Annotated in this window: 13 protein-coding genes; 4 read left to right on the top strand and 9 right to left on the bottom strand. The window is 33.3% G+C overall.

All coding sequences use genetic code 11. The features are described 5' to 3' along the window. Positions 1-581: 581 nt before the first annotated feature. Positions 582-1,925, bottom strand: coding sequence for a hemolysin family protein (locus tag bsdtb5_RS00650; RefSeq protein WP_271714132.1), 1,344 nt, complete (start codon positions 1,923-1,925; stop codon positions 582-584). Between the two features lie 515 nt (positions 1,926-2,440). Here bsdtb5_RS00650 and bsdtb5_RS00645 point away from each other — a divergent pair. Beyond that, positions 2,441-3,892: a nicotinate phosphoribosyltransferase gene (locus bsdtb5_RS00645; protein ID WP_271714131.1), complete on the top strand. Its 1,452-nt coding sequence runs from the start codon at positions 2,441-2,443 to the stop codon at positions 3,890-3,892. Between the two features lie 363 nt (positions 3,893-4,255). Here the strand turns inward: bsdtb5_RS00645 and bsdtb5_RS00640 are convergent, their stop codons facing one another. After that, on the bottom strand, positions 4,256-5,554 hold the full coding sequence (locus bsdtb5_RS00640) for an SGNH/GDSL hydrolase family protein (RefSeq protein ID WP_271714130.1): 1,299 nt from the start codon (positions 5,552-5,554) through the stop codon (positions 4,256-4,258). 1,017 nt (positions 5,555-6,571) lie between these two features. Between bsdtb5_RS00640 and bsdtb5_RS00635 the strand changes: the two genes are divergently transcribed. The 3 genes from bsdtb5_RS00635 (at position 6,572) to bsdtb5_RS00625 (ending at position 9,295) form a co-directional block, all read left to right on the top strand. Beyond that, positions 6,572-7,804: a M15 family metallopeptidase gene (locus tag bsdtb5_RS00635; protein ID WP_271714129.1), complete on the top strand. Its 1,233-nt coding sequence runs from the start codon at positions 6,572-6,574 to the stop codon at positions 7,802-7,804. A gap of 165 nt (positions 7,805-7,969) precedes the next feature. Beyond that, a complete protein-coding gene (locus tag bsdtb5_RS00630; protein ID WP_271714128.1) occupies positions 7,970-8,701 on the top strand; it encodes a lysophospholipid acyltransferase family protein in 732 nt (243 codons plus the stop codon). Positions 8,702-8,833: 132 nt separating this feature from the next. Next, positions 8,834-9,295 (top strand): hypothetical protein, encoded by a 462-nt coding sequence (locus tag bsdtb5_RS00625; RefSeq protein WP_271714127.1) that lies wholly within the window; start codon positions 8,834-8,836, stop codon positions 9,293-9,295. 136 nt (positions 9,296-9,431) lie between these two features. Here the strand turns inward: bsdtb5_RS00625 and bsdtb5_RS00620 are convergent, their stop codons facing one another. The 7 genes from bsdtb5_RS00620 to bsdtb5_RS00590 form a co-directional block, all read right to left on the bottom strand. Then, complete coding sequence (locus bsdtb5_RS00620) at positions 9,432-9,860, bottom strand: DUF1934 domain-containing protein (protein ID WP_271714126.1); 429 nt, start codon at positions 9,858-9,860, stop codon at positions 9,432-9,434. A 36-nt stretch (positions 9,861-9,896) separates the two neighbouring features. Further along, entirely contained in the window at positions 9,897-10,706 is an 810-nt protein-coding gene (murI, locus tag bsdtb5_RS00615; RefSeq protein WP_271714125.1) for a glutamate racemase, read from the bottom strand. A gap of 13 nt (positions 10,707-10,719) precedes the next feature. Further along, on the bottom strand, positions 10,720-11,781 hold the full coding sequence (locus bsdtb5_RS00610; RefSeq protein WP_271714124.1) for a D-alanine--D-alanine ligase family protein: 1,062 nt from the start codon (positions 11,779-11,781) through the stop codon (positions 10,720-10,722). Between the two features lie 341 nt (positions 11,782-12,122). Next, on the bottom strand, positions 12,123-12,806 hold the full coding sequence (gene spoIIR, locus bsdtb5_RS00605; RefSeq protein ID WP_271714123.1) for a stage II sporulation protein R: 684 nt from the start codon (positions 12,804-12,806) through the stop codon (positions 12,123-12,125). Between the two features lie 625 nt (positions 12,807-13,431). Further along, the gene (locus bsdtb5_RS00600) at positions 13,432-14,580 is read right to left on the bottom strand and encodes a Ger(x)C family spore germination protein (RefSeq protein ID WP_271714122.1); all 1,149 of its coding nucleotides are present in this window, start codon (positions 14,578-14,580) and stop codon (positions 13,432-13,434) included. Then, positions 14,573-15,688, bottom strand: coding sequence for a GerAB/ArcD/ProY family transporter (locus bsdtb5_RS00595; protein ID WP_271714121.1), 1,116 nt, complete (start codon positions 15,686-15,688; stop codon positions 14,573-14,575). Before bsdtb5_RS00595 ends, bsdtb5_RS00600 begins: the two co-directional genes overlap by 8 nt. Before the next feature lie 81 nt (positions 15,689-15,769). Continuing rightward, a complete protein-coding gene (locus bsdtb5_RS00590) occupies positions 15,770-17,287 on the bottom strand; it encodes a spore germination protein (protein WP_271714120.1) in 1,518 nt (505 codons plus the stop codon). Positions 17,288-17,470: the final 183 nt, after the last annotated feature.

The following is a 17,470-nucleotide window of genomic DNA, read 5'->3' as shown; positions in this document are numbered from 1 at the left end:
GGTATCGTTTATATTTTGTCAAGACTCATAGTGAAAATAGGAACGTGAGTGAGTATTTATGCTAGTTCTGAGGCTTGTAAAAAATATGATAAGTTTGTTTTGTAAACTTTACTGAGGGAAAGGTAGCCAAAATTCATAATTATACAGCGATATACACTCAGTACACTAAAATAAGGCTTTTGATACCCTAATCCTATGAATTTAAAAAAGCTTTCATCCTAAACAGGATGAAAGCTATAGCTATCACGTTACCACCTATTTAACATACTAACATATGCGATCCTTCTAACGGTGGACTCCGGCTTCACTTACTTGGTCATAACATGCTTCCTTTATATAAGTTATAACTTATATTGAAATCATTGCTATCTAACGATCTTTGGGCTTGCAACTCAAGAGTGATCTTCAATATCAGTTACTCCAATCAGGCTTTCACTCTCCCTGACTCGCTTTAAAGTTTCACTTAATATCTACTGTCTCTATCAAAGTTTTTATTTTATTTACTTATATCATGTAATTCCAGTTCCTAAGAACCTTACCATTTTATATAAATCTTATGATAGTATATTCCTTTTCAGATGTCAATCATCAATCTCTTCTTCCACTACTTTTTTTGGAAGATACAATTTAACTTTGTCGATTCTCTTTTCTTTTACACTGACTAATTCGAATATAAGGTTGTCCACTTCAATCTTTCTGGTATCGCCTTCTTTTGGTATTTCACCTATTGTATCAATTAGCAGACCAGATATGGTATCATAGTTTTCGGATTCTATCTCAAGGTCTAATTTACTATTTATCTCATCTACGTTGATTAGTCCGTCAATAAGGTATGTAGAATCATCCATCTTCTCGATCTGTGGCCCGTTCTTGTCATACTCATCCTCAATATCTCCCATGATTTCTTCCACTAAGTCTTCAATGGTTACAATACCAGAGAATTCTCCATATTCGTCAATTAGTATTGCAAAATATTTCTTTTTGTGTTGCATTTCTTTGAATAGCTCATCAATATTTTTACTTTCTGGCACAAGATAAGGCTTGTGTAAAATAGAACGAATATCAATGTTCTCATATCCAACTTTTCTTGCTTCACGGAAAAAGTCTTTAATATATAATACTCCGATGATATTATCAATCTCTTCCTCATATACTGGAATTCTTGAATAGGTCACCGTAAATAGTTCTTCAATGTAGTCATCCACAGGTTCTGTAATATCAATGGCAAATACATTAATTCTTGGAGTCATAATCTCCCTAGCTAATTTATCATCAAATTCAAATATCGAATTAATCATCTCTTGTTCAATCTTATTGAATACACCTTGCTCTTTTCCTTGTTCTACTAGAGATTTAATCTCTTCTTTTGAGATTTCTTCTTCTAGATTCTCTGATTTCATTCCAAGGATCTTGAGAGTGACATTCGTTGAGAAAGTTAATAACTTTATAAATGGTGAAGCGACTTTTGATACAAAATTAATTGGCCTAATACAAAATAAGCTAAATGTCTCTGCTTTCTGTAGCGCAATTCTTTTAGGAACTAATTCACCAAATACCAATGTAAAATAAGATAAAATAATAGTTACTGCGACAAAAGAAAGCTCATCTGTATAATCAAAATGCAAGAACTTTAAAGATTGTGCTAACATTTTAGAGATTCCAGTTGCTGCTGATGCACTGGCGAAAAAACCAGATAGTGTAATTGCAACTTGAATGGTTGATAGGAACTTCGTAGGCTCTTCTAATAATTTTAGAATTAATTTTGCCTTTTTATTACCTTCTTCAGCCATCATATTAATCTTATTCTTATTGACTGATACCGTAGCCATCTCAGCTCCAGCAAAAAAAGCATTGACTAACGTCAAGCCAGCAAGCACCAAAATTTGCGTAAAAATATTATTTGTGTCAGGGTCAGGGTCATCCATATTTATATCTCCTCCTAAATTCTTTTAACATTAAACATACCATATTTTGCTTCTATTTTCAAGTGTTAAATACTTCTCGCTACTTCCACTATCTCATGGCTTTAACAAGTTTGTGAAGTATCTTATTCCTTATTACTTTAATTTAGAGAATCTAACGTTTGAATTTATATAGTATTCCATAACTTTTTCTGGGTAACTTTAGTTGCTTAGTATAAAAAAGAGTACTTCTTCCTTACTTAGATTGTGAAAATTCCTATATTAGTATTCTATTTTTATTAAAAAATAGGACCAAAGACTATCAGTTTTTCGTTAATTTATTAACAATGCATATTGTAGATTTTTTTTGATGTGATATAATAATACTAATTTTATCAATTTTATTGTAATGATTTTGCAGTATACCTTAATTTTTTGAGTTATTTTTAAATAACCTCATACCGTTTGATAGAAATAGGTATTAATGATCTACTTATTGAATAGGAATTCTGCAAGACATAACACAAAGGAGTTTAGACATGGAGAAAGATAATTTAACTTTACTAACAGATTTTTATGAACTCACTATGATGCAAGGTTATTTTAAAAATAATGCCAACGAAACTGTAATTTTTGATATGTTTTATCGTAATAATCCTTCTGGAAGTGGCTATGCCATCTGCGCTGGCCTTGAACAAGTCATCGAATATATCAAAGAACTACATTTTGATACTGAGGATATTGAATACCTAAGAGGTCTTAATCTATTTGATGAGGATTTCTTAGGATACTTAGCAGACTTTAGATTTACCGGAGATATCTATGCGATTCCAGAGGGAACTGTAGTCTTTCCAATGGAACCTCTTGTTAAAGTTATTGCGCCTATTATGGAAGCTCAATTAGTGGAAACTGCAATTCTTAATATTGTGAATCACCAAAGCTTAATTGCCACTAAAGCATCGAGAGTTGTATATGCTGCTAAAGGTGACGGAGTTATGGAATTTGGTCTAAGAAGAGCTCAAGGACCTGACGCTGGTACACTTGGCGCAAGGGCTGCTGTGATTGGTGGTTGTATCGGAACAAGTAATGTTCTATGCGCTAAGAAGTTCAATGTACCTGCCTTAGGAACTCATGCTCATAGCTGGATTATGAGCTTTGAAGATGAGCTCACTGCCTTCCGTAAATATGCAGAATTATATCCTCAAAATACTACTTTATTAGTAGATACTTATGATACACTTCATTCTGGTGTTCCACATGCGATTCAAGTATTTAATGAGTTAAAGGAAGCTGGCAAAAAGCCTAAAATATATGGAATTCGTCTAGATAGTGGTGACTTAGCTTACCTTTCTAAGAAAGCAAGAAAAATGTTAGATGATGCTGGTTATACAGATGCTGTCATCGTAGCATCAAGCGACCTCGACGAATACTTAATTGACTCCTTAAAGACTCAAGGCGCAGCCATTCGTTCTTGGGGGGTTGGTACTAACTTAATTACCTCCAAAGATTGCCCTGCATTTGGCGGTGTATATAAACTAGCTGCTATTAAGAAAGGAAATGGTTTTATTCCTAAGATTAAATTATCCGAGAACACTTGGAAGATTACGAATCCAGGTAATAAGACTATTTACCGTATCTACGATAAAGAAACTGGAAAGATAAAAGCTGACCTAATTGCTCTTGCTGATGAAGTACTCTCTGAAAAAGATCCTCTATTACTATTTGATCCAATGGCAACTTGGAAAAAGCTATACCTAAAACCAGACACTTATACATTACGTGAATTGTTAGTTCCTGTCTTCATAGCTGGTGAATGCGTATACGAATCTCCTGCTGTAATGGATATTCGTCAAAATTGTATCGAAGAACTTGATACATTATGGGATGAGACAAAGCGTCTTGTAAACCCTCACAATGTATATGTAGACTTATCCAATAAGTTATTCCAGATGAAGAATGAATTAATTTCTGATATGAATCTGGATAAATAATTAAGCGGTAGTTCCACTTCCTACTAAAAATTCATTGAATACTTGATAAATTCAGGGTTAGGTTATCTAAATTACCATGATTAAAACTTTTTCATCTCTGTTCGACTGAATTTATCAAGTATTATTTATACTCTAGTCTAGGAATGAGTTATGAAATAATGCTATACCGAAACTAACAAGAAAAGCAACTAAAGGCTGATAATTTATTGAGTAAATGCTGAAATACTCCTAAATTATTATTCTTAGTTGCTTATTTTTCTCCTTTATGCATTAAAGTATCTGCAAATAATATCATACTATCTTTACTGATATGACTTCACGATGAATATAACTGTAAACTGATAGTTGGTGCTATAAAATCTATTAGTAAGATGCTAATAATCCCAACACAGTGAACTCTTCCCCCGTAGAACCTACTGATTTCTTAATGACAATGCTATGTTTCTCTGCTTTATCTGATGTATATACCTCCTTAGATGCTGCGTAATTTCCCCATCCTCCTGTAAAATTCGCATCTAAAGTAGTAGCCTTTTTACCGTCTATATAGACATCGAATTGACCGCTTAATCCATCTGTAGTGCAGTAATACATGATTCCTAAATTTCTACACTTTATTATATACTTAATCTCCCCTTTTCCTTCTTTTGAAGTCCAATCATTAGGAAATGCTTCAAATTTACTGCTTTTCTTAAATGTCCCAAGGCTATCTGGCGTAATATTTTTATTATCTAATATCTCAGATTGTAGATAGCATTCTTTTGTTATTGCTTCATGCTTAAAAGGAGTTGGCTCCTTGTAGGTATCTATTTTTTCATAGATAGAGTTTAGATACTTCCAAAGCATTTCTCCTGCAATGGCGTGTCCCAATGCAGATGGATGCGTGATATCTCCTGATAACTGCTTTGCTGAATATCTGCCTTCTTTCATCATATTCTCTATCACATTCTTATAACTGACCATAGGAAGAGAATAATTAAATCCAACCAAGGAATGCGTATTCTGTGCAGAAGCACCATTTGTCTGCCCCATAAATAATAGCATAACTGCTGGACTATTTTCTGACAATAAAATTCTTCGTACAAGATTGTCATAAGTATTCTTATATGTAAAATTATCTGCATCATTAACCGAGAACTCAACGACAACAAGGTCTGGATGATAATCAAGCACATCCTTTTTCACTCTATGGACACCCAAATAGGAGTCTGTTGCACCAATACCTGCATTAACAAATTTAAATTTTGTATTTGGAAATGTATCTGACCACCACTTAAAAAAGATCTCTGCATAACTTTTATGTACTTCTACACTAGAATCGCCTGTTCCCTTTGATATCGTTCCCTGTGTGATAGAGCCCCCAATGCAAGCAATAGTTACCTTTTCCCCTAATCTAGCTTTTCTCATAACAGCAGCTATCTGCGACATATCACTACCTTTCCACCGATTTGCTAATGACATGTCCTCTTTCGTAACATAATTCGTGAGAGCTTTTATTGTTTTTCTCTCTTTATTATTTTTATTGACTTCCTTAGTACTTACAGGTTTTATTTCGCCGCTAGATTTAGCATAATTCATTCCTTCCTTTATTAATAAAACAATTAATAAAATAGCGATAACTTTAATAATAATAAACATTTTATTCTTCTTAAGTATGTGCTTCATAATTACCCTCCCCATTATTATTCTCCATTTTCTCTATTATCACACTAGCCTACATGCCTGCGACTTACTCGCTGGCCTAAATTCAACGTGTGAAATGCTTTTTATTTCACACTAACTCCCATCTGTCACCCTTGCAGACTCATAACTCAGGATTAATCTAGGCGGTTATATATTGTTTCAAATTGATCCCAATCCTTTTGACCAATAGAATAGTAATGACTATTATATAAAATTTGATTCCCAAGAGCCAGATTTCTAACAATTGAATTGATGATACATCTAAATTATTAAACAGTATTACTTGGGCTTGCTTTACCCCTATAAATTACGATGCATATTATTACATACAAAACGATTGGCACAACATATTTCTTATGTTTCTTCGTTGAATCACCTCCTATTATAATCAGGTGCTAATTAATTCGTAAACGGTATTGTATCTGATATAATCTTAGGTAAAGTATAGCTTATTTATCTAAATCTTACCATTATTATCATTTTTAAATTTGCTTTATCGAATATTATAAATTTATATTTATAAAGAATCTATTCAACTGTCTTTCAAGCCAAATACGTTTACAATTAATATCATACCGGAACCCAACTTCATCTAAAAACCAATAAAGTAGTATGATTCTTGCTATATGCATGTGCGTGCCTATAGGTTGTCTTAAAGAGTATTAGAAGTTCTTAATAGAGCGCAATCACGCCAACGATAAGAATGAGATCTGTCTGAGCGTCTTGTGCGAGTTATCTCATTCTTATCATGCTTTCAGTGATTTCACTCTATTTAGAACTTCTTATGCTCCTTTAACCAACCTCTAGGCACGTACATGCATACAGCAAGATTCCCACCACCTCCCGATTTGGTAATACTTCCACCAAAAATGATTCGATTATTTTTTACAATTCTATAGATTTTTCTACTATATGTGATATAATCGTAGATGTTAAAAGGTTATCTAAGCAATGACTCTCATGGGCTTACCCCTTTAATGAAGAAAGGATCTGTTTTTCATGAAAAAGAAAAAACTAATTGTTCTAATCTCGAGTGGAATTATCGTAATTAGTATTGGCGCTTATTTTGTACATGCCTCACTAGCGCAAGCAAATAATACCACACCTGCTTTTGAGCATTATTATAACGAAGACGCCAATAAGAGCTCTGATAGCACCGACTCTGATAAAGTATCTGATTCAAAATCAAATAATACCAATGATACTAGCATACATAGTAAAGCGGATAAGATAGATACCGTTCCCGATAGCATGACTGCACTTGTTAATAAAGAATACCGCTTACCTTCGGATTACATACCAGATGATTTAGTCGTACCAGATGTATTATTTAACATAAGTTATTTTGACGAAAAGAAGTTAATGAGAAAAGAAGCAGCTTCTGCCCTAAAAGATTTATTTCAAGCTGCTAGTGACGATGGTTATACACTATATGGTGTTTCTGCTTATCGTTCCTATAAGAGACAGGAATCAATCTATACCAAAAATATTAGAAGCAGAGGCGTTGCTCATACCAACCAATATTCTGCTATGCCAGGATACAGTGAACATCAAACTGGCCTAGCAATCGATGTATCTGCCAAATCAGTTGGCTATGCATTAGAAGAGATCTTTGGTAAATCGAAAGAAGGTCAATGGTTAGCAAAAAACTGTTATCGCTTTGGATTTATCATAAGATATCCAGAGAATAAGAGTGATATCACTGGATATTCCTATGAGCCATGGCATATCCGTTATGTAGGGAAAGACTTAGCAATATATCTCTATGAGAATAATTTAACACTTGAAGAATACTACAATTATACTCCAAGTAAGAAACTTATTGAACAAAATGAGAAATCAAGCACCGTGGATGTAGATCCTAGTGATTTAAAAGAGAAAACAACCGTTGCAACACCTACCCCAAGTGCTACCCCTACTGCATCTCCAACACCAACTGAAAGTGTAACGCCATCTCCTTCTCCATCGGCAAGTACTAAGGATAACGGTGATAAGAATGCACAAACCACTACGTCTCCAACTCCGACAAAGCAACCTGTTGCTACCAAGAAGCCTCAGGCAACTAAGGCTCCTTCTCCAACCGTTGCTCCTACGAAAGCTCCTACACATCATACTAGTGATCCTGATAATGGAGATTCTGATAACAATAATGATACACCGGCACCAACAGAAGAACCAAGTACTGCTCCAAGTGTTAGCCCAAGTACTGCTCCTTCTGAAGGCTCCGAATAAGTCCGTCTTTAATTATTTATCGATAAAAAATGGTTATGCAACTTGTATAACCATTTTTTATTTGTTACAATAATCTTGCAAATTGCCTAGACTACTTCCTGAACAGGTCATTTGTCGGGCAACTCATGCTATGAAGAATTTACGCTTTCTATAGGAGGATACGTTATGCGTAGTTTATTGGTTATACTATTTTTAATTGTTTATTCTATTGTTAGCCTTCCGCTATATTTAATAGAATTTATCATTGGCAAAATTAACCCAGGCTTAAAAGTTAAAAGTTCGCAAGCAATCGTTGTTACTGCATTTAGAATGATCTTATTTCTGTGTGGAATCAAAGTTACCGTAAAAGGAAAAGAAAATATTCCAAAAGAGGAAGCTGCGTTATTTGTTTTTAACCATAGAAGTTATTTTGATATCCTAATTGGCTACACCACAGTTGGCAAATTAGCAGGCTTTGTAGCCAAAAAAGAAATGGAACATATTCCTTGTATCGCAAGATGGATGAGGTATCTTCACTGTTTATTCTTAGACCGTGAAAATGCAAGAGAAGGTCTAAAAACAATTCTAGAAGGTGTAAATTTATTAAAAAATGGTCATTCTATTTTTATAGCACCCGAAGGTACAAGAAATCACGAAAAAGAGATGCTTCCATTTAAAGAAGGAAGCCTAAAGATGGCTGAAAAATCCGGAGCTCCGATTGTTCCTGTTGCAATGAGTCATACCGATGAATTGCTCGAACTCCACATGCCTTGGATAAAAAAGGGTCATGTGATTGTAGAATATTGCAAGCCTGTACGTGTAGAAGACTTATCCAAAGAACAGAAAAAATACTTAGGCGCACACGTTCAAGATATTTTAAAAGATACCCTTAAAAAAAACGAAGTCAATTATCAGTAAATTAATCATCACTATCAAAAAATGTATCTATCAACTGTGAAGTATTAATAACTTATATATCTGTACTACTTGAATTATCAGGGCAAAAATGATAAAATAAATCGTTACAATTGAATATAAGGAGGGAAATAAGTGAATATCTGGACTATTGTATTTTTGGTTGTATTAGTAGTAGCTATTGGAGCATTAGTTGCTTTGTATATTTTTGGAAGCAGATTGCAAAAGAAATCAGAAGCAAGTCAAGCGCAAATGAAGATTGGCGCACAGACCATGTCTATGCTTGTAATAGATAAAAAACGTATGAAGTTAACCGAGGCAAATCTACCTAAGATTGTTGTTGATCAGACTCCAAAATATCTAAGACGTTCGAAAGTGCCAATCGTAAAAGCAAAAATCGGACCAAAAGTAATGACTATGATCTGTGATGAGAAGATTTTTGATCTAGTTCCATTAAAGAAAGAAGTAAAAGCAGTAGTTAATGGTATCTACATCATGGATGTTAAAGGGCTTCGTACAAACCTTGATCAAAAACCAGTGAAACAAGGTTTCTTTAAGAAAATGAAAAATAAAGTTTTAAGAAAAGATACAAAGTAATTTATAATATAAAACAATATAGTTAGCTTAAGAGCTGGTCTAATCTGCTCAAACTATATCGTAGAAAAGGACATCCCTTCACGAGATGTCCTTTTTATTTATATTCACTTCTATAAAATTCGATATTATTTCAGTATTATTTCTCACCTTTTGCTTTGATATGAATGGTAATCTCACAATTGGATATATAATTGTAATTTACATCTAATATATACTCAATCTTAATCTGGATATTATCCTCTTCTTCCTTCACATCAATTAAAGTAGTATGAATTCCAATTAGTAGCTCTCCAAATGGTGTATTGTAATACGTCATATTTTTCTTATTTTCTTCGAAAATCATATGCACATTACTAGAACCCTTTTTCATGATTTCTACTTGTTTATCCGATACTTTAACCGTATTTTTTGTAACTTCAGAGTAACCATCTAAGATTTCCTCATATAAAACAAAATGCTTCTGGTTCTTAAAATAGTACTCTCCAGTAGTAATTACTTCAATGGGTGCATCCTGATCAACTTCAAATTGCAAACCTGCAACAGAAACTAACACATCCTTTGTCATTCTATACTTTACCTGTGCCTTTCCGTTTTTTATTGCCTACTTATACTGTTCTATATTGACATCCTTTGTTGTTGCAACATCACAAGGTAATATCGTATTGGCAAATGTCTTAAACTTTTCTGCACCGTCACTCACATAGAACTTATGATTAGTTTCTAAAGTGTTACTCTCAATATTCTTCTGCAATAATAGTTCTCTAAGACGAACTGCAGTTTCAAATGCAGGATTAATTAGATTTACCTTATCTCCTACAACCTTTTGAATCGTATGACGAAGCAATGGATAATGGGTACAACCTAATACAAGCGTATCAATATCATACTCTTGCAATTCCTTTATGTAGCGGGAAGCCATTTCTAACGTTATTGGGTCGTCAATTAGGCCCTCTTCCACAAGTGGAACGAATAGGGGGCACGCCTTACCATATACCTTAAGTTCTGGATTAATCTTCGTGATTAGCTCATTATAGATTCCACTGCTTATGGTACCTTCTGTTGCAATAATTCCGATCTTTCCATTCTGAGTCGTCTCAGCTGCAACTTTTGCACCTGGTTTTACTACTCCAATAATAGGAATATCAATCTCATCTTTAACTGTTTCTAGTGCAAATGCACTTGCTGTATTACATGCAATAACAATTGCTTTAACCTCTTGTGTTTGTAAAAATTTAATGATTTGTCTTGAGTATGTAGTTACTGTCTCTTTAGATTTACTACCATATGGTACTCTGGCAGTATCCCCAAAGTATACTATTGTCTCATTGGGAATCTGCCTCATAATCTCTCTAACAACGGTAAGTCCACCTACTCCAGAGTCAAATACTCCAATAGGAGCATTACTTGCCATACCAAATATCCTCCTAGTCGTTACTTCTTGCAAATGCTAATTGAATTAATTTCTCGACTAATTGTTGTTTTCCAATACCTTTTGCTTCCCAAAGCATAGGATACATACTAATCGAAGTGAATCCAGGTAGTGTATTAATTTCGTTAAATACTACTTCGTTCGTACCTTTTTCTAAGAAGAAATCAACTCTTGATAAACCATAGCCATCTACTGCTTTAAATATCCTAACTGCTTTATCTCTTACTTCTTCTGCTACACCCTCTGGTAATTCTGGATTAATTACTGTCTTAGATTCTGCATTGTTATACTTCGCATCGTAATCATAGAAATCTGCTGCTGCAAGAATCTCACCAACACCAGACGCCTTAGGATCTCTTCCACCAAGCACTGCACATTCAATCTCTCTACCTATAATTGTCTCTTCTACAAGAATCTTTTTATCATGTTTAGCAGCGAGTTCTAATGCTGCTACTAATCCATCTCTATCGCTAGCTTTTGATACTCCTTGGGAAGAGCCAGCATTCGAAGGCTTGACAAATACAGGATAAGAAAGTTTCGATTCGATTCTCTCCACTACTGCATCCATTTCTTTTAATTCGCCTTTTAGAACTGGAACATATTCTGCCTGCCTTACATCTAACGTATCCACGATTATCTTAGTATAGAATTTATCCATAGATACACCTGATGCTACAACTCCACATCCTACATAAGGAATCTTAGCTAATTCTAATAGCCCTTGTATGGTTCCATCTTCTCCATACATTCCATGTAATGCTGGAAATACCACATCAACTTTTTGTAAAGTCATTTGTGATTTCTCAATTAATAGCACTCCTTTGTTCGTTGCATCTGGAGAGATAATTGCACCTACTTTGCTTTCCTTCCAAGCACCAGAAGTAATATCCTCTATACTATCTACTTTTAACCATTTACCTTCTTTTGTAATACCAATCATTACTATATCATAATAATCTTTATTTATATTTGAAATAATTGTTGTTGCTGAAATAAGGGAAACCTCATGCTCTGAGGACTGTCCGCCAAATATAACTGCTACTGTCTTTTTACTCATCGTGATGAAATCCTTTCTTTCTTCTATTTTATAAAATATTTACTATTAACTCCTTGAAGATATTTTGTTAATAATTATACAGCGATGTACACTCATTAAACTAAAACAAAGCTTTTAACTCTCGAATCCTTCTAGATAATTAACAGTATTATATCCTATTCAATATAAGGGTATTTATACCTAGTATTTTCATAACAATGTTGATTCATGTGTCTTTGTATTACCACGTAACACAACATTTGTTCTAGATACTATATAATTTTACTCTTTATGAGCCAATTATTCAATACATTTTTAACCTAAAGTAAAATGGACAGCTAAAACATCAGCTAAAAAATATTCTAAAATATATCCTTAATTATCTCAATGAAACGGAATTTTACCTTAACTTCTACTTTTTCTTTTCCCAGAATTGTATTGTATTCATCATTGGTTAGCAACTTCTTTAGCTTATGTTTGGACTCCTTTGGAACGATACTATAGGTCGTATCCACAAAGCACAATGGAGGAAACATAACACACCACCAGTTTCTACCCTCTGCACCACCAATTTGAACTCTTAGAGCCTCATACACCCCTGGTGGAAAGGTCATATCGCCATATATTTTTGTAGGAAAATAAGTATTCGATAAAGAGACTTTCACTCCATACTGGTAACCATTTTCCCTAATAGCATGTAATGCAATCTTCTTAATTTCTGGAATATTCTTAATAATTACTTGTCTGGCTCTCTCTTTTGAATTAATGTTTTTAAATTTAACTGCCATAGCTTTTACAACTGCATCTTTTACCTTTAACTTTAATGCCTGGTCATCTCTACTATCACTATTTGCAATTACATGCAAACGTATTATTTCATTTGCGATTCCTTCTTGAATTTGCTTACTATCAGCACTGCAACTATCCATTGGCATAATATTAACTACAAGAAACACTATTAATATTATAAATAATAAATATATATTATTTCGATTTGATCTTTTTGGATTTGATCTTTTATGTATTGTTGAGATTGATCTGCTCATATATCCTCCTATTTATACTTTGGATTCTATCCATCTTCTTAATCTAGGAGATGTGATAATATCAAAGTTAGTTGTTATAGGAAAGTCTGATAAGAATTCGCTCTTTTTCCTTATCAAACTTTCTTACTTCTTACTCATACTTCTTATAGGATATATTGTTTCCATTTTTTTCTATCTCAAACATGATATACTGTATTTTTTTATTTTGTTATCCGAATTCTATCATTTGCACATCTCTATATCATGGTTTGCTAGGCAAATGACCTGGAATCACTGATAAAGTCCCTTTCAAAAAGTATAATGAATATTACTGTATAAATATGCGTGCTGTATTTTTGTTTTCAAGAGTATTAGAAAATCTTAATGAAGAAGGAATCCTTCAATAATCAGAAGGAGTGCTGTCTGAGCGCTTTCCAGCGAGTTCGCTCCATCTGATTATGTTTGAAGGATTCCTTCTTCATTTAGATTTTCTTATACTTCTTTAATCAAAAAAACAACACGCATATCTATACAGTGATATTCAAACTAAACTACAATAAGGGACTTTTCCAGTCATAATTAATAATTATACATCAATATACACTCGATAAACTAAAACATGACTTTTGACGCTCTAATGTTTCTATTATTTGTCAAATATATTATGATCCAAGTCTATCTTTACGCCCACATTAAAATCTGCATCCTCTAGGAATGCTTTTTGATTATTCCTATAACGAAGCCAAATGGTTCGACTTCTTATGCCTGATTCGCGATATAGATTTAGGAAATCAATATTCTTATCTTTTACATAACTTTTAAAATAACCATTTAGAATATTTTTTATTTGATTATTCACTTGTTTTTCTATCATTGTTTTATTCAACCTTTTACTTTTATCACTTATATTGGTCACATTAACATCATAGTCTACTAACTTTGCCTCACCATTTAAGTCAAGATGGATGTAAGGTATATTATTCTTTAATGAATAAGTATATTTTGTTTTTACATCATTAATACGAATCGCATAACCATCGGCTAATGCAACACTTATCTCTTTAACTTTACCATCCGCTAAATATAAATACTTACTTTCTTCTTCACTCATATACTCTTTGCATTCACAAGTCTCCCCATCAAAGATACCAATACCATCTACTTTAAAACGCTTATTCTGAATTGTTAGTATAGGAATATGAATTACTTGATCCTTATTATTCATAGCCGTAATCAAATCTCCTATGGTACACTCCTCTTTTAGATGTTTACTCCGATTATTCTTATAATAACTCTCTAAATAATCTCCTACGCTTCCGCTCATTGTTTCATCTAGTTTTAAAACATCTTCAACTAGACTTGTTGTAACAAAAGCTTTTGTATTCCTAGCAATATCATAATTCTCTTCTATATAGAGCAATACATTTTTCATATATTGTGGATTCTGTATTGCAGAAGCTTCAAATATAATAGCTTGCAAGTGATTATAATCTAGTTTCTTCTCTGAATTATATCCGTACTGTTCTTCAATATCATTAAAATTCTTTCCACTGAAACTAACGAATAATTTATCACCCTTCATTGCGGGCTGTCCTGTAAGTGCCGAGACATCAGGAAGCCCATAACTAACCTTCAATTCACCTTGACTCACTGCAATTCCTAGTGCCTGTACAAAGTCCCTATCTTCTATTTCTACCATATCACTGCATCCAGTAAATAGGAATGAGAAAAAAAGCAGAAAGAAGAAACAACAAAGGATTTTCTTTCTAAGACATTTCATATGTTCTCTATTCATCTTCTTTCTCCTCCTCTACTCCCTTAATCTTTCTTAATTTACCAATTGATACTATAATGACAGGAATTAGAATGGATTGTGGAAATCCTATATAGGCCATATATTTCCCATAATACTCAAAAAGAGTGGTTATATCTATTTTAATTAGTGTAACTAAAAAGGCAATTACAACAAAAGGTAAAATAAAGTACTGATAATCCTTTCGACCAAGAACTTTATTTGTTAGGTATGATAAATAAAAGATTAACATGCTTATAAAAGTAAAAGCAGCAAGTAACCATAACGATAACATGATACCATCTTGCCTCTTAATCATTCCACCTGGCATTTTAATCATCTGCATAACAGTTACAGTCGCCCATAATTTCTTAGTAGTTCCAACTACTCCGAGATTACCAACTGTAACGCAGAATAATAAGAGATTGAAAAGCCCAATAAATCCAATTGACCAATTAAATTTAATTTTAGCCTTAGTTGGCTTGCAAAGAAACGCTGGTATTATGATAAATAAATCAATTGCTGAATACGCAAGCAGTACATAATAACTACCTGCAATAATATTTGTTCCACTTGAAGTTATTATTGGAGCTAAGTTATTAATATCTATTCCTTTGATTCCCAGTAACAATAAGATAATAATAGGCACTAAAACAATATAATATAAGAACTCAATGACCCTTGCTCTTACTTCCACTCCTCGAAATGCTGTGTACGAGCAAGTTAACAATAAAATTGCAATAATTATATTAAAATTAGTATCTACTAAAAAAGTATCTCGAATGATACTTCCCATGAAAGCAACGGAAAAGACAAGCGTTGCAAATAATTTCACCAAATAAAACAAATAAAAAAATGCTGTTAAAATTTTACCTACACTTCTTTGGGAGTATTCAATAAACCCTCCTTGAATGCAACTGCTCAACCTCAGGATTATAATTGCATAAAGTATTGCAAATACAGTCCCTATAATAATTGTTAGAATACCATCCCTTCCAGCTGTATTTGCTGCCAAATAGGGAACGATAAGACCCGGTATGCTAAAGAGATCAAAAACAAGCATTTTTCTAGATTGTTTCAAAGAAATCTTGTTATTATCCTCAATAACCAAATATTCTACACCTACTTTCCTTTTTTGATTCCTTTAACTATCACATATCCCTGTGACTTTTCTTTATTTATTCTTTTTTCTTTATTTATTCTTTTTTCTCAATTTAATCTTTTGTTTTTGATTTGCATAAGCAGGCCTTTCCTTTAAAGCAAAGGTTGGAAAACGTAAGATGGAATCTCTGGTTTCACTATTCTTATCCACTTCACAAACAGCAAATGGAATCAAATATGGTATTCCAAAGCTCTTAAGTCCTGCTAAATGTGTCACAATAATCATAATTCCTAATAAGAATCCGTAAAAACCTAAAAAAGCGGATAATATAATAAGAAGATATCGATTTAATCGAAATGCTTGTGCAAACGCTTCATTTGGTATTGTAAAGGAACATATCGCTGTTAACGCAACAATAATAACTATAATTGGGCTTACTAGATTAGCAGCTACAGCAGAATTACCTATAATTAGGCCTCCAACAATTCCAACCGTACTTCCCATTGGGCCAGGAAGCCGTATGCCCGCTTCACTTATTAGCTCAAATGCTACTTCCATAACGATTACTTCTATAACAACAGAAAACGGCACCCCATCTCTTGCCGCAGCAAGCGATAGTGTTAACGGTGTAGGGATAATCTCTGGCTGAAAGTTAATTACCGAAATATAAAATGCCGGCAATGCAATTGCAAAGAATGCTGCTATATAACGTAGTATTCTTGTAATACTAGCTAATTCCCAACGATTATAATAATCATCCGATGCTTGAAAAAAAGAGACAATCGTAGTTGGAAACAGTAATACCATAGGTGAACAATCCACCATCACCACAACGCGACCTTCTAATATAGCAGATGCTGCTTTATCCGGTCTCTCAGTAGATTGAACCTGAGGAAATGGCGAATACCAAGAAGATTCCGTTAATTGCTCAAGCATACCACTATCAAAGATTCCATCAATAACATAATCATTGATCTTATTAACAATTTCATCTACCAAACCTTCTTGGACAAGGTCTTCTATATACATAATTGATATATCGGTTTTACTACGAACTCCGACTTGAATTGGCTTAACTTTTAACTTTGTATCCCTTATTCTTCTTCGAATCAGACTTCGATTTATTATAAGTACTTCACTAAAGCTTTCCTTTGAACCTCTAACAACTACCTCTGTCTTAGTCTCAGGGACACCACGATTTGGATAGAATCTACTTGCAATCTTAATTGCTTTATCATAGCCATCAATTAGTAAGACCGTATCGCCACTTAATATAGTTTGAGTAATATTCTGCATTGTCAATAATTCGCCAATATCAGCAGTTCTTAACCCCTTTTCCTTAATATATTCATATTGATTATCACTAGGAAGATCATCCATCTTGAAAATCAAGTTCTTTATCGTATCTTCCTCAAGTAATTCCTTATTAACCATACCATCAATATAAATCATATAGATCTGTACTTTATTGTAATTTCCAATCACCAGAGTTCTCTTAATCACATCCGAACACTCTACAAATAATGCTTCTAGAATATCAATATTCTCCTTAAGGTTGGTTGAGATTTTGGCAGTTACCATATTATCCTGATCATGTAAGATATCCATGTTCTATCACCTTTCCTTTCTATCATAATTTCTACTAATAATTAAAAAATAATATTTTAGTTATTTAAAATGAATTTGCTATATTCTTTTTAAAACTCACGTAATACACATAAAAAACGCAAGAGCAATGTTTGGCCCATTTATATAACAAAACACTCATAAGTCTTCATTCAATTAACGAGG

Origin of the sequence: Anaeromicropila herbilytica, assembly GCF_016591975.1 — a bacterium.
Lineage (GTDB): Bacteria > Bacillota > Clostridia > Lachnospirales > Lachnospiraceae > Anaeromicropila > Anaeromicropila herbilytica.
This window is presented reverse-complemented; position numbering and strand designations above follow the sequence as displayed.